The following is a 21,710-nucleotide window of genomic DNA, read 5'->3' as shown; positions in this document are numbered from 1 at the left end:
AATGCCTGCAGAGATCAAACCGACCATCGGCGTAGTTGTGTTGACCATGGGTAACCGCCCGGTTGAGCTCCGACGCGCCCTGGAATCTTTGCTGGCCCAACGTTCAGTGCAGATTGACGCTGTAGTCGTAGGCAACGGATGGGATCCAACGGATATCCCTGAAGGGATCAAGACTCATTTTCTTCCAGAGAATTTGGGCATTCCGGCCGGCCGCAATGCTGGAGTGAACCAGATAAATGGCGAATACTTGTGCTTCCTCGATGACGATTCATGGTTCATCGATGATGACTTCTTGATTACGGCTGTCGAACGGTTCAAGCATTACCCTCGCATGGGGCTGTTGCAGCCGCGCATCACTGATCCTGAAAACGAAGAACAGAATCCACGACGTTGGATCCCGCGCTTGAAAAAACGAACGGCAGTGGAACCAAGCAAAGTTTTCCACGTGGGGGAAACTTGCCTAGTTACTACCCGTAGAATTTTTGATTCCACGGGTGGCTGGGCGGGGGGATTCTGGTACGCGCATGAAGGCATCGAACTTGCCTGGCGCGTATGGGACACAGGCACTTACGTCTGGTATGCCGGCGACATGCAGATTGGCCATCCGATCGTGGATCCACGACGCCACGACGAGTTCTATCGTTTGAATGCCCGAAACCGGGTGTGGCTGGCTCGCCGTAACTTGCCCGTGCCGCTGCGTTGGATCTATCCAACAACCTGGATGCTCATTGAGTGCTTGCGGCTGCGACACAACAAAAGCGCTGTGTCCCAGTACATAGCCGGATGGCGGGCAGGTTGGACCGGCAGCCCCTGGTACCGTGAACCACGGCCTAAACTTAGATGGAAAACAATAGTTCGCATGACCCTCGCGGGTCGTCTGCCTATTATCTAACGACGAACACAAGTGAGCGCCACTAGCTAAGCAAGCGAAGCTATTACCTTACTTCGAAAGGGACCCATGACTAAAACTGTTTTGACGTACGGAACTTTTGACCTGTTCCATATCGGCCACCTGAATATCCTGAAGCGTCTCAAGGAGAAGGGCGACCGCCTGGTTGTTGGCGTATCCACTGATGAGTTCAACGCCATCAAGGGCAAGAAGCCTGTAGTTCCTTTCGAACAGCGTCTTGAGATCGTCCAAGCCATCAAATACGTAGACCTCGCCATTCCCGAAGAGAACTGGGAACAGAAACGTACTGACATCAAGAAGTACGATGCAAAGGTCTTCGGCATCGGCGAAGACTGGAAGGGCAAGTTTGACGACCTCGGTGATGAAGTCGAAGTTGTCTACCTTCCACGTACCTCAGGTATCTCGACAACCGAAATGAAACGTGTCCTGAGCGAGTTCGATGAGCGACATGTCACGTCGTTAAAGAACACATTGGACACTTTGAGCCAGATCGTGAAGGAACTGAGCTAGTAAACTCGTTTAGTTGTAAGTTGTTGTTTTCGAGATTTGAAAGTACTCATGGCTAGCGAGCACATCACAGACTCCATCAAGTCCAGCGTAAAGGGCGCCCTGCAAAAAGTGGGGCGACGTCCGGAAGCAAAACGGATATCCCGTCTGATGGGGCTAACCGGTCGTCCGTCGGCCAATGTGAATGTTGGTGTATCCAATATTCCGGTACCAGGATCTGTAGCGGTTTACTTCGGAGATGGCGCTGACAAGATCTATCAGGTGACTCAGTGGCTTCCGGTGCTTGAAGAACTGCATGTGAAAGAAGAAGTACTGCTGGTCTTCCGTACTTTGAGTGCTTTCAAAGCGGCGGAGAAATTTACAGACCTGCCAAGGATCTATGTACGCCGATTGACTGATCTCATGGATCTGTATGATGACAATGACCTGAAGCTGGTCATATACACCAACAATTCGCGCACGAATTTCCAGTCCCTGGATCACCCAAGGCTTGTTCACGTGCATGTAAACCATGGTGAGAGCGACAAACTCTCGATGGTTTCGAATAAGGCCAAGGCCTACGACAAGGTTTTTGTCGCAGGCCCTGCAGCCATCAAGCGCCACGAGGCAATGTTGCTTGACTTCGAGTTCAACAAATTGGAAGTCACCGGTCGTCCGCAGCTGGATATCAACTTCGAACTCGAATTGGAACCAAGCGAGAAGTTCGATGTCATGTATGCGCCGACGTGGGAAGGGGAAAACGAAGACAACAACTACACCTCGTTGGACAAATATGGTGTTGCCATTGTCGAGTCATTGTTGGAGAACCCTTCTTGGCGCGTCGTCTATAAGCCGCACCCACGAATTCAGGAAAGCAATACTCCTGGCGTTGCTCAGGCACACGCACGCATTCTGGAAATGATCGAAGCTGCCAATGAAGCCGGCGCAGAGCACGTGATATCCGAACAGGGCAATATCTTGGCCATGTTCGAGTCGACCGATGCGCTGATTACCGATGTTTCCAGCGTAGGCCTGGACTACCTGTACCTCCACCCGGGCAATCCGTTAGTCATTTCCGACCGACGTACCAACCGCGAAATTCTTCACCGCGATGCACCAGTTGCGCAGGCCTGCCACGTAGTAGACCAAGATAGCGTGAAGAACGTTGGAGACCTGCTCGCCGATGCACTGACTCGTGACGGACACAAGGATCAGCGCATTGAAATGCGCCAGTTCTACTTTGGCGACCTGAACCGAGGGGATTCAACTAAGCGATTCCAGAACGTCATTCAGAAGCTGATTGTTGAACGTCAAGGAAAGCTGGAGAACTTCCGGGGTTGGCACAGCTAGAGGTCCGCTGACTCCTTGGTCCCAATTCGTACCATACGAATTGGGACCAATTGCTTTAAGCGCCAGATAATGACAACGCTCCAGTCGAAGCAGACTCTATGGCCATTTGCAGGTGTCCGTGGCGGTTTCAAACTGATTTGATCGCCCATGGGCGGTAATCTTAGACTGTGGATCACATGAAATGACGGCCACTGCCGTGTGGTGCTAGCGGCCTATTCATGTTGTACACGCGCGATTTCCAGGCTGTTCCGCTGAACGACTTAAGCGGGGGATAGCAGCTAAAACATTGAAGGACACTATTCGTGGCAGTTGAAATTCGAGCTATGCAAGACTTGGCGCAGTCAGCGATGCAGACTTTGCGTACCCAGCGGTTAAAGCGCAAAAAGTATCGCTACTACAGCGGCTACCAAGAGCTGAACCTTGCAATTCGTGATGAAGTTCTGCATCTGGACGCTAGCGTTGCCCATCCCGTGCAATCCGTTTCGGTATTACACGGTAGCCACATCGTTCTTTCTGTTGCGCCACTTACGTCTGATCTAGTCAAAATCGGTCACGATGAATCCCATCGAATCTATGCTGAGATCTCTCTGGATCCCCTTCTTGATCGGTGGCAAGACTATCGCGAACTCGCTTCCAGCAACGAAGAGCCGGAATCCAGCGTTCCTGATTCGGATGACGCAGATGACAACCAAGTGACTCTGGAAAATGACCTGTACGCCGGTACGGTTCGTCTTGCACTGACCTTCAGCTCCGAATTCGATCAATTGCCTCCGGGAATCGCATGGTTGCAGCTAACTGAAGACGGTGAACTGCTCAGGCGCAAAGAGGTCCGGGAACGGATCGACGCCGGGGAACTAATCCTCAACGGCCCTGTTATCGCCCACCGTATTCTGGGGCGGTTTTCGTCGACTACTTTTAGCCATGACACGGTCTATAATTCAGGCGAACGCAGCGTAGGACTTTATATCAATAAGAAGGCCGAAGTGGCTTTGGCCCTGAACCGTCCTCTACGCTTCAAATATCGAATTCGTACTGACATCACCCGGATCCACGACGGCATGCTGTCGTTGGGCGGAGTTCTGGAAACGCAGAGCGACCGGTTGTCCTCAGTCACTTTGCAACTGGTTGGACGTAAATCGGAATTTGCAGTTGAAGTTCCAGCGGAGCTGGTTTTCGACGAAAAGCATGCAGCAAAGCGCTTTGGACGTGCTATCTACAGCTGGTCAGCAACCCTGGATTTCAAATCTGCTGACTGGGAGGCGATCGATCGTGGCGATAACTACGATCTCTATCTGCTGGCGACTTCGAATTCCAGCGGTGAGCTTGCACGCATTCGAGTGACTCGTACCCCGTTTGCCGTGCGCAGCACGACGCGTGCAGATGCGGTGACAATCGGTGAAAAGACTCTAGCGATTTCTCCATATTTCACCTTCAAAGCAAAATCAACATCGGTGATTTTGGAAGTGTTCGACAAAGAAGCCTTTGCCGTACTTGCTAACGCTAAACAGCGCAGTTTCCCAATCAGCCAGCCATCGGATTCGAAGCCGATTTGGATCGTCGGCGAACTATCCTACAAGGCTCAGGACAACGGGCTGCATCTGTTCAAATACCTGCGTAAAGAACGCCCAGATATTGATGCATACTATGTCATCGATGAGAAAGCTCCCGATTTACGGAATTTCGATTCCATGGATCACGTCGTTTTCCATGGCAGCAAAGAACACTTTGAATTGGCCATTCGTGCGCAACGAGTCATCGGCACGCACCATGCCGATTACTTATACCCAACAAGGCACCATAGCTTCTCGTCGCGTTGCCGCGCTACTCGGGTGTTCTTGCAGCACGGCGTCATGGGAACCAAATGGATGGTTCCCAACTACGGCAAGAATTCACCTGGCTTTGCGACGGACCTTTTCATGGTTTCCTCTGAGCGCGAGAAGCAGTACATCGTTAAGGACTTCCTTTATTCGCCTGAAGAAGTCAAGGTCACCGGGCTATCCCGGTTCGATTCCTTGCTAGCGACGGATTTGAGTGTTAACGAGAACATGCTCCTGATCATCCCAACGTGGCGTGATTGGTTGCAGAATGAGGAAGTTTTCCTTGAATCGGACTACCTCGAGCAATGGAAAAACCTGCTTAATTCGGCGGAACTTGCAGAATTAGTCCAGAGGCATGGCCTGGAAGTTGTTTTCTGCCTCCATCCCAACATGATGCAATTCAGGGATCATTTCGCTGGCGCGCCCGCTCGACTAATTGTCCAAGGTGAAATTGACGTCCAGGAACTAATCAAGACCGCGGCAATCATGGTCACGGATTACTCTTCAGTGAACTTTGACTTCAGCTTCCTGCACAAGCCTGTTCACTACTACCAGTTCGATCGCTCTCGCTTCTTGGGACCGAGCGGATCGCATTTGAACTTGGACGACGAATTGCCAGGCCGCATTGCCTTTGATGCAGAAACATTGCTGCATGATCTTTCGCGTACCCTGCAACGAGGTAAAGCCATGGAAGACAAGTACCGTCAACGTGCTGACGTGTTCATGACCCACCGGGACCAAAACAATTCGCAACGCATAACGGGAGAAATAGAGCGAGCCGAGTTGCGTGGCAAACCCAACGTTGGCTGGCGTGCCGAATTGCCGGTTAAGTTGAAGAACAAGTTCCGAAGGAACAAGCGGTACTTTGACGTCATGCGCAAGCTATACAAGTTGTACAAGCTTGCTCCCATGGAAGAAGACCTCATCGTCTTCGAATCGGGTCTCGGGAATCAGTACGGCGACTCTCCTCGGTATATTTACGAGGAATTGCTGCGACAAGGTGACACACGTCGCAAGGTATGGGTTTACTCGGGAAAGCACTGCTTCTCCGATCCTTTGACGACTACCGTTAAGCGATTGTCCCCAGAATATTTCTGGCATCTCGCACGGGCAAAATACTGGGTGAATAACCAGAGCTTCCCGCACTATGTGAAGCGTCGCGCGAAGGGAGTGTTCCTGCAGACCTGGCACGGAACACCACTCAAGCAGATGGCACTCGATGTTCGCGAAGTTCAAGGCCGCGATGAGGGGTATCTTGAGCGTGTTACACGAGCAACGCGCCAATGGACGCACCTCATTTCGCCTTCTCGCTACACGAGCGAGATCATGCGATCCGCCTATGCATTCTCAGGCGAAGCCGTGGAGCTTGGCTATCCCCGAAACGACATCTTGACCGGTACCGACGTTGCTGAGCAAGAAAAGCGTGTTCGCGATGAGCTTGCGATACCCCCAGGAATCAAGACCGTACTTTACGCGCCGACATTCCGTGACGATGCGGCTTCAAGCCGCGGTAAATTCAGATTCGACTTGCCAATGGATCTGGAGGAGTTCGACCGTCGTTTTGGCGAAGACACCATCTTGATGTTGCGCATGCATGTGCTGGTATCAAATGCCGTGTCGATTCCGGAGAGCCTGCGGCACCGCATTATCGATGTCTCGAGTCATCCAGATATTCAGGAACTATACCTTGCTTCTGATGTATTGATTACTGATTATTCGTCGGTATTCTTCGACTACTCGCTGTTGCGACGACCAATTATCTTCTATGCATACGATCTGGAGAACTACCGGGATAATCTGCGTGGTTTCTATTTGGACTACGAGAGTGCGTTGCCTGGCCCAATTGTTGAAGAAGAGAACGACCTTTGGGATGCACTATCGTCAGCTTTGGCGGGGGCTGATCTGCCAGGGGTGAATCGAGACGAATTCATTCAAAAGTTTGCCCCAAATGATGACGGGCATGCCGCGCGGCGCGTTGTTGAGCGCTTCTTCAAATAAGGAAGACACCGCAGCTTATTGAAATTGCGGTGCCGGGCCTCCTGCAGGCCCGGCACCACTATGCTGCTGAAGCTGGCTAGTGATCAGTGACGCTGTCTTCTTGCACTAGCGCCAGCGTTTCTGCAATGAAACGTTGCATGCTGGCACCGGGGGAAACGTCGCCAAAGTAGTAATTGACCAGACCTCGTAGCTGCGGGTTGTTGCCGGCCAAGGCTTCTCGCGCCAGCCGGCTGATTTCCGTTGCCGCCGCAGCTGTAAGGGCAGGCACCTGTTGCAGCGCTGGAGATTCATCAACGGTAGCCTCGGTCGACACCGGTTGCGTCACGAACATTGGTTTTCCTGTAGCTAAAAAGTCATAAGCAACTGCGGAAATGTCAGTCACGCAAAGGTCGGCAGCTGACCACTGCCAGCCCCAGTGGGCCGAGTCATCGAAAATGAATTGGGCTTTCGAAGTTTCGCTGTGCGCCCTCAGCTGTTTTCGGATTCTTTCTACGCCTTGCCCATAGGGTTTCGCACCCAGTCCAGAACGTGGATGGGGGCGAAAAATAACGTTGAATCCGCCGTCCTTGATCAAGGCGTCAATTAATTGTTCACCATGGGATAGTACGGAGCCATAATTCATGGAAGGCCGGTCGCCTTCCCAGGTTGGGGCATAGAGAAGCGTCGGTAGTTCCTTATTCAGGTCGACAGGCGACGCATAATCCACATCTATTTGCGGACGCCCAATTAACCGGCATCGCAACGAAGCGTCGAAATTGCGCAAGTGATTTACCAGGCGATCTCTAGCTGCTTCACCGGCTGAAAATACATAATCGTAGGCCTTGAGCTGGTTGGACCACATGTAGGCTTTTTCGCTTTCGCCATGGCAGATGAAGACATGATTAGGCGCATTGAACCGCATGATTTGAAAGTTCCGGATATTTTGATTCACGTAGAACACCACACGTAGATCCTGGGATTGCATGAATCGCTCAACATCTACCACGGCGGGGGCGAAGTGAATCGGTAGCGGGCATTCCTTGCGCAGCGACAGCGCAGTATCTGGACTTCGTGCGATGATTACCACCGGCACGAACTCTGCCAAGGCTAAAAGCGGTTCGTACCATTGCCTGATCTGGTAGGCGTTGGCCATCTCATCGGGAAAGTGCAGCGCTACCTTGTACCGGTCAGCGTCCACGGGCAGGTGGCGTAGTTCTGTGGCGTGGTTCTGAATGAACTTCAGGTGTCGCCGTGTCTCAAAGCGCGATTGCACTTTCTTGACGACGCTATTGACGGTTCGTAACACTTTCACGGAGAATCCCTCACCACTTAATTCGAAGCATGACCAAGCATAATTCGCTGGGCAAGCTTTCTTCGGGATGTTTGCTATAAGCCGTTTTGCGTCGCGCTCGTCCCTGGCGTTATTCCGATTCTTCTTCGAAGTCCGCGGCGCGGATTGCAAGGTCGGGAATGTTGGATTAGCAACGCGTGCAAGTAGGGATTGGCAGGTCGTCTAGGATATGCTGTGGTGAGTGCAACACCGGCATCGAGCTCTGAAAACTGGTTTCAGTTTGGGAACTTGGCCTACGGCAAGCTAAGATGAAATGTCGGACTATGTTTCTATAGGAGTCATCATTAGCGAAAAGCGTTCTGATCGATCGTCACACGGCGAACTCGATCGCAACTCGCCTCTGGTTTTTTCAACCAGGGAGCTCGGCCGTTCGCCTGGCTCAATGAAAACTCTCAATGAGCAGGTTTCGGCACCCGCAGATGTGGGAAATGCACTTATCGGTATTCGTGGAGGATCTGAGCTTGACTTAGATCTTCGCTTTGAAGCCGTGCATGAAGGAATTCTGGTATCGGGTACCGCTACAGCGCAAATCGCTGGGGAATGTGGACGATGCTTGGAGCCCATCGAGTACGACTTCGAGGCTGATATTCAAGAGCTCTTCTATTATGAAGAGAGCGAAGAATTCGAAGACGATGATGATGTGGATCAGTATTGGGTGGTCGGTGACTTGATTGACATCGATCCGGTAGTACGGAGCGCAGTGGTTACCGCCCTGCCGTTCCAGCCGGTTTGCCGGGAAGATTGCTTGGGGCTCTGCAGTGAATGCGGAATCAGTCTCAACGATGACCCTCAGCATGATCATGAGATCCTGGATCCACGTTGGGCAGCGCTAGCGCAGCTGTCCGATATTGTCGCAGAGGATGCGACAAATGATAAAACGTCAGACAAGAGAGAAGAGAAGTAGTCGTGGCTGTTCCAAAGCGGAAGATGTCCCGTGCGAATACTCGTGCCCGCCGTTCTCAGTGGAAGGCTACCGCACCGAACCTGGTGAAGACCGTTGAAAACGGTCGCGTAACCTACAGCCTGCCTCACCAGGCTAAGGTTGTCACCGACTCGGCTGGTACCGAATTGTTCCTTGAGTACAAGGGTCGCAAGGTCGCAGACGTCTAAGACATGTCTTCAAAAGAAGAACTTATGAAGCGTCTCGGAATCAATATTGATTCCGAGACGTTTCGTCTTGCATTTACCCACCGCTCATATTCCTATGAGAACGGTGGCATTCCAACGAATGAACGCCTTGAATTCTTAGGTGATTCAATTCTTGGCTTCTGCGTTGCAGAATACCTATACGCAACTTTCCCGAATTTGCCAGAAGGCGATCTCGCGAAGCGGCGAGCGGCTATTGTCAGTACCCGCGCCTTGGCGATCATTGCCCGTGATTTGGAAGTGGGGGAGCACCTGCTCCTAGGACGTGGGGAAGCCCAGTCCAACGGAGCCAATAAATCCTCCATTCTGGCAGACACCATGGAAGCAATTCTTGGGGCCACCTACTTGGTTCAAGGCATGGAAGCTGCGCGCTCGTTTGTGCTTCGCTTCGTCACTCCACTGCTGGAAGATCATCGGCTGCTGGGCGCGACGACTGACTGGAAAACTGTAATCCAGGAAGAAGTAGCCTCCCAAAAGCTAGGCGAGATGCACTACCAGGTCACTGGTTCCGGTCCTGACCACGCACGCACTTACCTTGCCGAACTCCGCATCGGAAACGAGGGATACGGCCAGGGGCATGGGCCATCCAAGAAGGAAGCTGAGCAGGAAGCGGCACACAAGACTTGGCTGTTGCTGCATCCAGGTGAGCAGCTACCTAAGGGATAGCGTTTAGTTCATGCCAGAACTGCCAGAAGTTGAAGTGGTCCGAGAAGGACTGGATAAGTGGGTTCGCACTCGAACGGTACTAACCGCTCAAGTGCTGGACCCGCGGTCCGTCCGCCGTCATACCGACGGCGTTGAAGATTTTGAACAGACATTGAGCGGTTGCTCTATCGCTTCCGTGGTTCGCCGGGGCAAGTTCCTCTGGATGGACCTCGAAGGCCTTTCAACTCCGGCAGCATTGGTTGCCCACCTCGGCATGAGCGGCCAACTTCTTGTCGAAGAACCTGATGCTCACGATGAGAAACATCTAAAAGTCAGGCTCTCACTCAGCGAGAGATCCGATTTCCCCAGCGAACTGCGTTTCGTAGACCAGCGAATCTTTGGGGGAATGTTTATCTCCCCACTGGTTGCAACAACCGATGGGTTGCCTGCCGGAGCCGGGTCGCTAAAAGCATCGATCCCACAGGCGGCTGCTCACATTGCCCGAGACGTGATGGATCCTCACCGCAAGACCGAAGACCTGTACGTCGCGCTTCGCAAAAAGACGACAGAACTCAAGAGAGCCATTCTGGACCAGGGGATCATTTCCGGAGTCGGCAACATCTATGCGGATGAAGCACTTTGGCAAGCAGGCCTTTCAGGTTTGCGCAATACTGGCACTATCAGGCGTCCAGAAGTGCAACGCCTCAATGATGCTTTGGTTGATGTGATGACACGCGCCCTCGCCGCTGGTGGTACGAGCTTTGATTCTCTATACGTGAATGTTAACGGCGCTAGCGGTTATTTCTCCAGGTCCTTGAACGCCTACGGGCGCGAAGGCAAAGCCTGTTTGCGTTGCAGAGAAAACGGCCGTGAGTCTCTGATTCGTCGTGATCCCTTCATGGGCCGTTCTTCCTATAGCTGCCCAGTGTGCCAGCCGCGACCACGCCGTGCACCGAGATAAGCTACTTTTCTGAAATTTGGTCGAATACTTGCACAAGGATTTCCTGATAGTACTCCGGCTGATAATGATACGGTGAACTACCCCATTTATGATTTTCATCGGATAGGCTGATATCCAGAGACGGTTTTATTGATCTAAAACCCAATTCTCGAAGGTACGAAAAATATGGTTCGTATAACTTATTCGCGTAATGAGCGGACCAGTTTCTGAATTTAGGAACGTTACTGCCTTGACAAGAATGATCAGTCCAAATGGTCTCAATGTATATGCTATTGCTGAATAGACCACATTCTACGAGAATATCTTTGAGGGTAAGTACTCCTTGTTTCCAAAGCTCAAAGTGTTGGCTGGTGCCAAAATGAATCTTAGCCTTGGCATACGGAAAATCATCTAAAAGACTTGATTTGGATAGTTCCGCGGAGTTCGTGATGTATCGCCCGCCCTGGAGTCGATAAACTCCTAGTCGTTCACTTAAGATGTCAAATAGGAATACTTCGACTTCATTCGATTTTTCACGCAAAGTAGAGAAGAGCGAGGACTTAATGTCTCCGACTACCATCCGGGAATTAAAGTTTGTCGATGAATTTGCTGTGTTAATTCGTGTCTCGGGTAGCGAGTTGGCGCTAATAAGCGACTGGCGAGCGATGTAACCCGTTAAATAATGTTCATCCTTGACCAGTTCATAGGCATCCCTAGAAACGCAGCCACCGTATATGAAGAAATTTACCATTGTTCCTGCGAAATAAATATTAGTAGTTATGAGAGAAAAGATTATCGGATACTGAAGATCTTAACCTAGTAAGACTATTCTTAATTACCCGAAACTGAGCCAAGACATGATGCCACCCAAACTGTAAAGATCACGGAGTTGCTTCTTGTTTAGTGAACTTGCAGTTGATAATTTACGAATGTATTCGATATCGACAGTTCCCTGTAAAGCAGTACCATTCGTTTGTTCGAGAGCGCTAGATAACAGTTCTTGTCCAGTCTCCTTGTAAACTACCTGCCAAAAATTAACTCCCAATCCGTTGGCTTCCTCCACCTTAGCTTTGCGTTGCGCGGCATTAAGTTTGGGTTCGGTGGCATTTAGGCGTCGAAGAACGGATAGGAAAGTGCTATCAGCTTCACATTCAGGTGTGAGCCCTTTTACAAAATTAATTTTCTCGTTATTCTTTGGCCATGAACGTAATTCTCGTCGATTTCTTAGTTGTAATAGGTCTTGGCTGAACCTGTCGTAATCGAAGGGCCATGATAATAGATCAGGTTTCAGCGAGTCTAGTAAATCATGGCCAATGAGATTTGCCGATCTGACATGTTGCGTAGATCTTCTGGCTAATTCGAAACCAGCAACAGAATACAACGGGTCAAACCTAGAGCCAACACGACTCCATAATAAAGACGTCTGACCGATATGGTAGCGATTCCGATTATGCGTATAAAACGCATCGCCTATGAAACTGGCATCCTGATAAAGATGGGACAAGTGATCGAATTTTTTTGTTAGTAATGATGAAACGTTCGCGATTGCTTCTGGCGAAAAATAGGTGCTCTTGGTATTTGCTGTGGGCAGATAGCTTGATATAAGGAGGCTGCTATCAAGTCGACCAAGTGAGTCGGTAATTTTTCTGTTTCCAAAGAATGTTCGAAGCACTTCTCCGTAGCCGCCGCCCATTGCGCTAACTGGTACAGAGATTTCTCGACCGAACGGGCCCGTATTAGTTATTCCACCACTCGCAAAGAGTGCGCCCATTAGTCGTTCTGACATGTTCGTCGTTGGTGCAGTCGTGAGCCCTGCCCCGTCTACTCGTTGTAGGCCGTATTGTCTCGTCAGGCCATCGGCGATTATTCGATCGGTGGAACCTTCAGGGCCGGAACAGAATATATTGACTCGATCTCGCAGTTCTAGGTTCAATACTGCGGAGAGAACTAGGCGTGAGTCAAAACCGCCTGTCAAGTGTGCGGTGATTTGCTGAGAATTCGTCTCTGCTATTGCTTGGACAGCGCCTTGGACGTCAGATCGAAGAATTGTAAACAAATCATAGAGCGATGCAGAGTCAAGGCTCTCGCGAATCTTGTAATTCTTTGTAAAGATTTGATTTCCGTACAATACGAAATACTGAAAAGGCTCAAGTGAATGTACACCCTTGTAACTTGCAGGTGTGAGCCCTCCGTTGCCAAGCATGAGACGCTCTACCTGAAACAATGGATCCTTTTCCAAGATGATTCCATGTGTCTCGGCTGCATGTACAAGTTCTACGATGCTGGTAGAAACGAATGCTTTGCCCTGCTCATTGAGAGAGAACGCAAGTGCACCGCCCAGTGGGTCAGGCAGACAAGCGCTCCATGAATCTACTGAATCTTCAATGAATAGTGCACCAGGGTTTCGTGCACCTTTCGACCACCAATCAGCAAGTTCTTCAATACTCCACCGTTCCGCTGCTTGTGGTAGTGACGAATCGAGATCCGCAGTTCGCTGAATGCATGTTCCGTTTAGAATTACGCTTCCATCGAGCCAGAATCGTCGTGAACCACGAATAACGGGATCTTCATTCCGTTTCACAACTGTGTTTATTGGCGCCGAACTGATTGAGGTATGCGGTAACCCCGTAATCACCGGAGCATAGGTCTTAGTAGAAGCCATACGTCTAACCTTACTATGTGATGTTTGTTCAAGTCTCGGTGGGCAGTCCCCGTGACTACGAGCAACCTGAACCCAAGATGATAATCACGAATGAACGGTGACTAGAACTGGAAGTACGGGTGCCTCAACTGGCAAAATTTGATAGCCCTGCGTTCCAATTCGGAGCATGGTTAACGAGTGACTTAAGAGGTTCCATGTATTCGTTCGCAGGAGGGACTATGTGCCCCTTTCCCCAATTCTGGATCTTAAAATGAATATTTGATTGCTCACGCGTAGCAGCCTCAAAGCGCGAGAAATGATTCTCGTAATACAGTCTGTCACCAGTATTTTGTATGTATGCCACGGTATTTTCTCTTCCTTTGGCGTACCACTTTGACATGCTTGTTGGAATTTTTGCGGCAATCATTTGTGGGTTCCATCCCGGATACGCTTTTCGGGAGTAGTCGTCAAAGCGATCAGGTTTTCCGAGAAGTTCAATGCGAGGATTCATCACTAATGCAACTGACTCTGGAAAGTAGGTACTGTAATGAAGAGCCGCATATCCGCCAGCGGAGGAACCAAAAAAAATAAGATGTTTTTCTTGCCCGGGACGTTGTGTCAGGGCGATGATTGACGGGATGAACTTACCAGACGGAACTCGTTTGGTGCTTTGGTGCCAAAAAGTGAGTAGTTTTTCTGCTCCGCCACAAGCGGAGTCGGCGAAGGCGAGTAAGTTGACACCGAGCTTCTCAGCGAAACGCGATCCGGTAAAAATAGGATACTCAACGGTTTTAGGTCCAGTTGCCGCATGGAATGTGACAAGGGTCACCGGAGAATTTCGGTCTTCGAAATAGAAATCGAAATATCGTCCGTTGGATTTGATAATGGTAAGCCCTTCAGAAAGACCTGCACGAAGTGCGCTATCAAAGTCGTCAAATATGCGTCTACCGCGGGAAGAGTGCTTCTTAATGTTCCTGGTACGATTCAGCATATCGAGGACCTTATCTGGGGCTGGATAGTTATTTTGACGGTCGATGGCTTCGTGTTATCGCAACGAAATCTCATTTGACCCATTGCGGGTAAACGAGGAGCGCGCATTTTGTTTCGTGACTCCGGCTTTAGGGTAGGAGTGTCCCGCTCTTCTTCATATCGAAAACATGGGCAATTTTCGAGGGATGAACCTAGGTCGGACAGTGCGAGCTGCTTAGCGGGAAGCATTGTCAGTCTCACTGGCTTCCGTTTTTTGATGAAGTCAATTTGAGTTTGCTTCTTAGAATTTTAAATCTTTGGCATTCATCGAGAGGTCCATTAATTGTTCCAAGAGGCTACCGATTAGGGTGGACGGTGGTGGTGCGTGCCCTTCGGCGAATTCCCTGACGAAGACGATGTGATTATCGTCCAGCGAATTGATCCCTTCTTGTAGTTCTTTTTGCGTCGTCATTGACCAGAGGGGCTTGAGGTGTTTGCTCCGATGCCAATCAGCACTGTTCTGAAGGTAAATAACACGTCGGGGCGCGGTAAGAGTCTGGCTTCGCAAAACGTGGGTGTGTACTTTGGAATCGGTTCTGCTCTTACAAAATTGTTTCCAATCGGGTGAGCCTAAAGTCGCAAAGGCGAAATTAAACCGACTTCTCAAGTATGCTTTTACGAAGCGTTCTGCGTATTCATATATATCCGTTTGTGGATTCCAAACCAGCGCGGTCGAGTCTCCTTTGAACCTTGAAGCGATATTTAGCGCAGCAAATCCACCTCCTGATCCACCTATGAAAATCAACTCGCGTTTAAGGCTCTCCTGAAGGACAGTTAAAGTCGCGAGTAGATTAGCTGTGAAGTTGTCGGTTGGACCACCTGTGTACCAAGCTAGGCTTAAGGAAGCGTCATCATCGAGGCTTGGGTCCGCGACGGCGATTAGTGGAAGTTTTTTATTGTTCGTCAGTCCCAGTCCGGAAAAGAATGGCCCTTTCTTATCTCCTCGTGAAGAGATGGCACCTGTGAAGAACACTGGTTGTGCTTTAAAATCTGACGCATTAATATATTCATTTACATAAATGTCAATTGGGGATTCATCTTTACCAAATTGAATGGTGTGGATCCCCGGTAGCATAATCCAGCGATTTTTAAAATCTGACAAGTTGTCCCATACGTAGTGCAGAACTTGCCACTGCCTGTAGTTTTTATCAGTCATTGAAATCCTCGTTAGTTCTGGATGATAGGTGTTGAAAGGAGTGAGCTGTAATAGTGATTATGCTTAGAATAGCTGTGATTCACACTGTTTCTATATCTGTTGATCAGTCTAGCTGTTTTGATCGAAGATCAAACTAAAGGATCGTAGGCAGACTGACTCGGAATAACTAGTTATTCCGAGTAATTTTCGTGGCGACTAGAACTTGGTCATTGAACGGGGCCCAAGTGTCAACAGCCCACTGGCCAAAGCTTTTATCGGTGAGCGTCACACAGGCCAGACGATGTTTAGGGTCCACCCAGAGGAACGTACCAGACTGCCCAAAGTGTCCATAGGTGGACGCTGGATGGCTTGCGCCTGTCCAGTGCGGCGCTTTGGACGATCGGATCTCAAACCCGAGTCCCCAGTCATTCGGGTTCTGCCGGCCATAGCCGGGCAGAATTCCAGCGAGGTTCTCGAAATGCACACGCGTTGCCTCGCTCAATGTTTCTTGCGCCACGATAGTTGGGGTCAAAAGTTCGGCAGCGAATTTTGCCAGGTCGGCAGCGGTGGATCGGCCATCCTTTGCGCAGCTGCCGGCAATTTCTGTATCAGCCATCCCCAGGGGAGCGAAGACCGCTTCCTGGGCATACTGGGCCATGCTGATTCTGGTCTGTTGTTCCAGATGCTCTGCGAGCTTTTCAAAGCCGTAATTCGAGTATCCGCGTTTAGTCCCTACGGCAAAGCGGATGGTTCCGGAATCAAAGTCATACCCGGCTGTGTGCGCCAATAGGTGGTGCACGGTTGAACCCTCTGGCCCTGCAGGGTCTTCGAGGGTGATGGCTTCTTCTTCCAGAGCAACCAAGAACGTGTAGGCACTGAGCAACTTGGTCACCGAAGCCAAGGGGTAAACACGGGCAGTATCACCGTGCTGGTCAACGATTGCACCATTGCCGTTCACCACCACGGATACCGCGTTGTCACTTGGCCACTGGTCAATCTGCGTCAGAATGCTCATAGAATGATCTATCCCTCGATTTTCTTCCTCGGATTTTGCGAGCACAACCAGATAATCCCCAGTGCGCTTCGCTAGAATTGCGACAAGGATTGGGTTTGATTGCCCAACCCAACTTTAGCGATTTCGCCCAAACATAGGAACTTCACGCCGTGCATCTCAAGACTCTCACCGTTCGCGGATTCAAGTCTTTCGCATCGGCGACCACTTTTGAGTTTGAACCGGGCGTCACGGCTGTTGTAGGACCTAACGGTTCCGGCAAGTCCAACGTGGTTGACGCGCTGTCCTGGGTCATGGGTGAACAGGGTGCCAAGACGCTTCGCGGCGGCAAGATGGAAGACGTGATCTTTGCTGGCACTTCTGGCCGCCCACCACTGGGCCGTGCCCATGTGTCCCTGACAATCGATAACTCTGATGGCCAGCTGCCTATCGACTATGCAGAAGTCACTATCTCCCGCACGCTGTTCCGTACTGGTGGATCCGAATACGCCATTAATGGAAGTTCTTGCCGTCTTCTGGACATTCAAGAGCTGCTTTCGGATTCCGGTCTGGGTCGAGAAATGCATGTGATTGTCGGTCAGGGACAGCTGGACCGCATCTTGCACGCTACCGCTGAAGATCGGCGTGGTTTCATCGAGGAAGCGGCCGGCGTGCTCAAGCACCGACGGCGCAAGGAGAAAACCCTGCGCAAGCTGCAAGCGATGCAGGGAAATCTGGATCGTCTTGAGGATTTGAGCGCCGAGGTTCGCCGCCAATTGGCTCCGTTGGGACGGCAAGCGAAAATCGCTCGCCGTGCGCAGACGGTGCAGCTTGATGTCAGGGATGCAAAGTCCCGTCTGCTGGCAGATGATTTGGTCACACTGAACAACAAGCTGGCCCAGGATATTGATGACGAATCCAAAATCCAAGCTCAGCAAGAAGACGCTGCGGCACGCCTGGAACGCATCAAGAAGCACATCGCTGAACTGACTGCCCAGATGGAAACCATTACCCCGCGACTGGTTCAGATCCAGGAAACGTGGGTTTCGTTGAGCACGCAGGCAGAGCGTTATCGATCGCTGGCCGCGTTGGCTCGTGAACGCGGGAAATTGCTGGAAAGCAATGAAACCCATTTCGATTCCAGCCGTGATCCTGAGCGTTTGGAAGCTCAAGCTGAGCGAATGAGCGAAGAACTTGAGGAACTTGAAGAAGCTCTTGAAGACCGCCACGAGATTCTTGCTGAAGCTGTAGAGGCTAAAGAGCAGGCCGAGGAAGCATCACGCGCCGAACAGCAGCGGATGGCTGCCATGCTCCGTGCCGCGGCGGACCGTCGAGAAGGCATGTCACGGCTCGCCTCGCAGGTGGCTTCCGCACGCAGCCGTGTCGACGTGACCCGGGCCGAAATATCCCGCCTCCAGGAAAGCGTCCAGTCCTTCGACTCGGACCTTGAACTGGATTTGCGCTCTCACGCAGAAGTTGCCAGTGATCTTGAAAAACAATTGGCGGGCGAAGCCCAACTGAATATCGATTTTGAGAGTGCTGATCGGGAACACGCAGCATTGTCAGAAGAGCACAATGCCGATAGTCAGCGTGAACGCGAGCTATCGGTGCGTGTTTCCGGATTGCGTGCTCGCCTTGAAGCCCTGAAGTTGAACTCCAAACCAGATGATCAGTCATCACAGCTTCTTGGATCAACATCCGGACTGCTCCTCGGCCGTTTGGGGGAGCTGATTACGGTTAATCCGGGATATGAACAGGCCATCGCCGCGATTTTGCGTGACAGTGCAGAAGCTTTGGTAGCCAAGAACCTTGGTGATGCGTTGGAGCTCATCGAAGCCCTGCAACAGCAGCAGGCCAGCCAAGTATTCCTGCACGCCGAAGTTCTGCCAAGTGGTGCAAAGGCTACTGCAATGCCTAATGCCGTCAGTGCTCGTGAAGTTGTAGCTGCCGATGGCCCACTGGATAGCTTGCTTGATCAGCTTCTTGTTGGCCATTACATCATTGAGGAAATGAGCCAAGCTCCTGCGGCCTTGGTGCAGAACCCATCTGCGTTGCTCACCACCTTGGATGGCATCACTGTTTCGGCAGTTCGCAGTTCCGTGGGGGACTCAGCAGGCGCTTCCCTGATCGCGCAGCAGGCCTTAGTGGAACAGACGGAAACTGAACTCTCCCAGTGCCAGGAAGAACTTTCCACAGTCGAGCACAGATTGGCTCAGCGGGGACCAGAGCTTTCCATCGCTCAGCAACAACGCGATGAGGCCCTGTCGGCGCTGGCTGAATCTGATGCCGCCATTGATGAATTATCCTCGTATTTGGCACGTCTTGGACAGAAACTTCGCAGCGCGCGATCGGACAAAGCCAAGCTGGAAGAAAAGCTCGAAGCAACGCTGGAGAAGCTGGAAATCGAGCAGGAATCTCTGGAAGAGATTACCGAGCGCATGGAGCTAGCTTCAACGGATCAAGATGAAGAAACCGTTGATGACGCGGCACGAGCGGCTCTTGCAGATGCTGCAGCCGCGGCACGACAGCAGGAATTAGAAGCCCGGCTTGCCTTGCGCAGTAGTGAAGAGCGCGTTTCTGCGTTGCGTTCGCGCGTTGAGGGTCTGCGCCGCACTGCGGCAGCTGAGCGCAATCACCGTGAAGTTGCAGCTCGTCGAGCGGAGCAGCGCAAGGCGCAAGCAGCCAATGCGATCCGTATTGAGCAAGCTGCTGAGCGCGTCCTGCGTTTCATTGAAGTATCGGTATCGATGGCTGGCCAAGAACGCGAAGAGCTGGCTGGAAAGAAATCCGAACTGGAATCCATGCTGGGCAGCCAACGCAAGGAAGCGGAGCAGCTCTCCGCCGAGCTGGCCCGTCTTGCTGATGCTGTGCATCGTGATGAGATGGCCCGTGCGGAACTGCGGATGCGCATTGAGAATCTTGAGACCAAGGCCCTGGAAGAACTCGGATACACCCCTGATCACCTCATCGCCAACTACGGTCCAGACCAGCTGATTCCGGAGGCCCTCGACGAAGATGACAAGTGGGGCGCGCTGCGGCAAAACGTTGATGAAGAAGGCAATCCTGTCGGCACCCGGGCATATGATCGCGTCGAGCAGGAAAAGCGGCTGAAGAAGTCCGAACGCGACCTGGCGGCCTTGGGCAAAGTCAATCCGTTGGCACTTGAAGAGTTCGCTGCCTTGGAGGAACGCCATAAGTTCCTCTCCGGCCAGCTCGAGGATTTGAAGAAGTCCAGAGGGGATTTGCAGCAGATCATTGCCGACGTTGATTCCCACGTCGAGCGGGTGTTCACCGAAGCCTACAACGACACCGCCGTTCAGTTCAGGCGGATCTTCGATCGCCTCTTCCCAGGCGGCGAGGGCCAGCTGGTGCTCACCGATCCCGAGAATATGCTCACCACAGGCATCGAGGTGGAAGCGCGTCCGGCCGGCAAGAAGATCAAGCGGCTCTCGCTGCTCTCCGGTGGAGAGCGTTCGCTGACTGCTGTCGCGTTGCTGGTCGCCATCTTCAAGGCTCGCCCGTCGCCGTTCTACGTGATGGACGAGGTGGAGGCGGCCTTGGACGATATGAATTTGGGACGCCTGATCACGATCTTCGAAGAGCTGCGCGAGTCATCGCAGCTGATTGTGATTACCCACCAGAAGAAGACCATGGAAGTAGCTGATGCTCTGTACGGCGTCACTATGCGCGGAGACGGGGTTTCTACAGTGATTAGCCAGAAAATGGAACGAGCTGTGACGACGTAGCTATTGCGGTAAAGTAGGGATTTGCAGGGGCGAACTTGCATGCTCCGTAATTCACTGTCTCTACTGAGGATGACATGGCATTTTTCCGTAAACGTATCAATGATAACCCTGCTGTTTCGAAGAGTCCGGCACATCGGGAAACAGGGGAGGAGGATGTCCTCCCGAGCGGGTCGATGCTCCAGGGATCTTCTCCATTGGTGAGTGTGGTTATTCCCGTTTATAACGCCATGCCGTTCCTTACGGAACTGCTTAATTCTCTAGAAGCCCAGGACCTGGAACCAGAAGAATTTGAAGTCATTGCAGTGGATGATGGCTCGACGGATTTTGGCGGAGAGATTTTGGATGTCTATGCGAAGCGAAATTCGAACTTCATCGCCTTGCATCAAGAGAACAGTGGTTGGCCGGGCAAGCCGCGCAATGTAGGCATTGAAAATGCGCGTGGAGAATATGTTTTCTTCATCGACAGTGATGACCGGCTCGGTCCCCAAGCGCTCAGGCGCATGACTTCATTTGCGCTGGAGCATGACGTGGATGTCCTCGTTCCGAAAATGGTCGGTTTGGACGGCCGGAGAGTTCAAGCGAAGCTGTTTGAAAAAACAATTCTCGATGTGGACTACGACTTCATTCTGCGGACCCTTTCGCCGCAAAAGATGATCCGGCGACGGCTTCTCAATTCGCATGGCATCCGCTTTGTCGAAGAAAAAGTCAGGCTTGAAGATGGCATCGCCATGGTCGAAGCCTATTCCGCTGCTCAGCGAATCAGCATCCTGGGCGATTACAACTACTACGAGATCCGGCTAAGGTCGGACGGCCAAAATATTAGTACGCAGCAAATCGATCCTGCCGGTTACGTAGGTTCTTTGACCAAGATCGCGGAAACTATCGCGACGTACACTGGGCCGGATCTGGAAGTGGCCAGGAAGCGCATTGCCGGATTGTTCGTTCGCAAGGGTTTGCGTTTCTATGACGGACAACGTTTCCTGCGTTATACCGCCGAACAGCGCGCAGCATGGGTGTCGAGCCACAAGAGCTTCTTGGAAACCTTCCATCTGGATAATTCTGCAGCGCTCTTCAAGCCGCAAGAGGCAAAGCTGGTCGACGCCATCCTCGCCGGCGACTTGGAATACCTGGAGCAGCTTGCCCAGAATAAAATGGAAGCTGAGAAAGCGCCTGCAGTTGTTTCGGTCGAGAATACTGCTGAACGCATCTGTCTGGTCGTCGATTTTCCAGTCTCGGGACCGTCGCCAATCGGCATTCATATAAGGGATCGAGACACCGAAACCGTGGCAAGAGGCGAGCTTGCAGTTGACGAAAGCGGATCGCGGCTCACTGCATCTTTCCCGCGTGCCGCCGTGCTTGAATCGATTTCTCGCTTGGGCAACATCTTCATCGAGTATCAGGGCGTTCCTGCAAAGCGGATCAGGATGGGGAAAAGCGTTGCGAGCCAGGAATTCTCGGGTTTGCTGGTCTACGCAACAGCCAATGGGTATATGAGCATAGATGCTCGCCAAGCTAAGTAGCACCGCGCTATAGGGAGCCGGGGTAC

16 protein-coding genes are annotated in these 21,710 nt (G+C 51.6%); 10 read left to right on the top strand and 6 right to left on the bottom strand.

Annotation, left to right across the window (positions count from 1 at the left end):
- Nucleotide 1: 1 nt before the first annotated feature.
- The 4 genes from AC1Z36_RS12890 to AC1Z36_RS12875 all read left to right on the top strand — a co-directional run bounded on the left by AC1Z36_RS12890 (nucleotide 2) and on the right by AC1Z36_RS12875 (nucleotide 6,561).
- Nucleotides 2-892, top strand: coding sequence for a glycosyltransferase family 2 protein (locus AC1Z36_RS12890; RefSeq protein ID WP_133833485.1), 891 nt, complete (start codon nucleotides 2-4; stop codon nucleotides 890-892).
- A gap of 66 nt (nucleotides 893-958) precedes the next feature.
- Nucleotides 959-1,420 (top strand): FAD synthase family protein, encoded by a 462-nt coding sequence (locus tag AC1Z36_RS12885; protein WP_105659212.1) that lies wholly within the window; start codon nucleotides 959-961, stop codon nucleotides 1,418-1,420.
- A 48-nt stretch (nucleotides 1,421-1,468) separates the two neighbouring features.
- On the top strand, nucleotides 1,469-2,746 hold the full coding sequence (locus tag AC1Z36_RS12880; RefSeq protein ID WP_483561307.1) for a CDP-glycerol glycerophosphotransferase family protein: 1,278 nt from the start codon (nucleotides 1,469-1,471) through the stop codon (nucleotides 2,744-2,746).
- Between the two features lie 302 nt (nucleotides 2,747-3,048).
- Nucleotides 3,049-6,561 carry a CDP-glycerol glycerophosphotransferase family protein gene (locus AC1Z36_RS12875; protein WP_483561306.1) on the top strand — a complete coding sequence of 1,171 codons (3,513 nt, stop codon included), beginning with the start codon at nucleotides 3,049-3,051 and terminating at the stop codon, nucleotides 6,559-6,561.
- Between the two features lie 76 nt (nucleotides 6,562-6,637).
- On the opposite strand, the gene AC1Z36_RS12870 is transcribed toward AC1Z36_RS12875, so the two are convergent.
- On the bottom strand, nucleotides 6,638-7,852 hold the full coding sequence (locus AC1Z36_RS12870; protein ID WP_133833482.1) for a CDP-glycerol glycerophosphotransferase family protein: 1,215 nt from the start codon (nucleotides 7,850-7,852) through the stop codon (nucleotides 6,638-6,640).
- A 421-nt stretch (nucleotides 7,853-8,273) separates the two neighbouring features.
- Here AC1Z36_RS12870 and AC1Z36_RS12865 point away from each other — a divergent pair, with 421 nt between their 5' ends.
- Genes AC1Z36_RS12865 through mutM form a run of 4 tightly spaced genes read left to right on the top strand, consistent with a single transcriptional unit; the run spans nucleotide 8,274 to nucleotide 10,643 of the window.
- Complete coding sequence (locus tag AC1Z36_RS12865; RefSeq protein ID WP_181148963.1) at nucleotides 8,274-8,795, top strand: YceD family protein; 522 nt, start codon at nucleotides 8,274-8,276, stop codon at nucleotides 8,793-8,795.
- A gap of 2 nt (nucleotides 8,796-8,797) precedes the next feature.
- Entirely contained in the window at nucleotides 8,798-9,001 is a 204-nt protein-coding gene (rpmF, locus tag AC1Z36_RS12860) for a 50S ribosomal protein L32 (RefSeq protein ID WP_013348816.1), read from the top strand.
- A gap of 3 nt (nucleotides 9,002-9,004) precedes the next feature.
- Nucleotides 9,005-9,703, top strand: a complete 699-nt coding sequence (gene rnc, locus AC1Z36_RS12855; protein WP_105659217.1) for a ribonuclease III — start codon at nucleotides 9,005-9,007, stop codon at nucleotides 9,701-9,703.
- 10 nt (nucleotides 9,704-9,713) lie between these two features.
- Entirely contained in the window at nucleotides 9,714-10,643 is a 930-nt protein-coding gene (gene mutM / locus AC1Z36_RS12850; protein ID WP_133833481.1) for a bifunctional DNA-formamidopyrimidine glycosylase/DNA-(apurinic or apyrimidinic site) lyase, read from the top strand.
- 1 nt (nucleotide 10,644) lies between these two features.
- Here mutM and AC1Z36_RS12845 read toward each other — a convergent pair whose 3' ends face one another.
- The 5 genes from AC1Z36_RS12845 to AC1Z36_RS12825 form a co-directional block, all read right to left on the bottom strand.
- Nucleotides 10,645-11,373, bottom strand: a complete 729-nt coding sequence (locus tag AC1Z36_RS12845) for a DUF6270 domain-containing protein (protein WP_133833480.1) — start codon at nucleotides 11,371-11,373, stop codon at nucleotides 10,645-10,647.
- Between the two features lie 84 nt (nucleotides 11,374-11,457).
- Complete coding sequence (locus AC1Z36_RS12840) at nucleotides 11,458-13,284, bottom strand: hypothetical protein (RefSeq protein WP_483561305.1); 1,827 nt, start codon at nucleotides 13,282-13,284, stop codon at nucleotides 11,458-11,460.
- 124 nt (nucleotides 13,285-13,408) lie between these two features.
- A complete protein-coding gene (locus tag AC1Z36_RS12835; RefSeq protein ID WP_133833478.1) occupies nucleotides 13,409-14,254 on the bottom strand; it encodes a hypothetical protein in 846 nt (281 codons plus the stop codon).
- Nucleotides 14,255-14,533: 279 nt separating this feature from the next.
- Nucleotides 14,534-15,448 (bottom strand): hypothetical protein, encoded by a 915-nt coding sequence (locus tag AC1Z36_RS12830; RefSeq protein WP_133833477.1) that lies wholly within the window; start codon nucleotides 15,446-15,448, stop codon nucleotides 14,534-14,536.
- Nucleotides 15,449-15,614: 166 nt separating this feature from the next.
- On the bottom strand, nucleotides 15,615-16,487 hold the full coding sequence (locus tag AC1Z36_RS12825) for a serine hydrolase domain-containing protein (protein ID WP_286172112.1): 873 nt from the start codon (nucleotides 16,485-16,487) through the stop codon (nucleotides 15,615-15,617).
- Nucleotides 16,488-16,591: 104 nt separating this feature from the next.
- Here AC1Z36_RS12825 and smc point away from each other — a divergent pair, with 104 nt between their 5' ends.
- Together smc and AC1Z36_RS12815 are read left to right on the top strand one after the other, a co-directional pair.
- Nucleotides 16,592-20,164, top strand: a complete 3,573-nt coding sequence (gene smc / locus AC1Z36_RS12820; RefSeq protein ID WP_133833476.1) for a chromosome segregation protein SMC — start codon at nucleotides 16,592-16,594, stop codon at nucleotides 20,162-20,164.
- 74 nt (nucleotides 20,165-20,238) lie between these two features.
- The gene (locus AC1Z36_RS12815; RefSeq protein WP_133833475.1) at nucleotides 20,239-21,684 is read left to right on the top strand and encodes a glycosyltransferase family 2 protein; all 1,446 of its coding nucleotides are present in this window, start codon (nucleotides 20,239-20,241) and stop codon (nucleotides 21,682-21,684) included.
- Nucleotides 21,685-21,710 lie beyond the last annotated feature (26 nt).

The organism is Glutamicibacter sp. BS14 (genome assembly GCF_056934375.1).
This window is presented reverse-complemented; position numbering and strand designations above follow the sequence as displayed.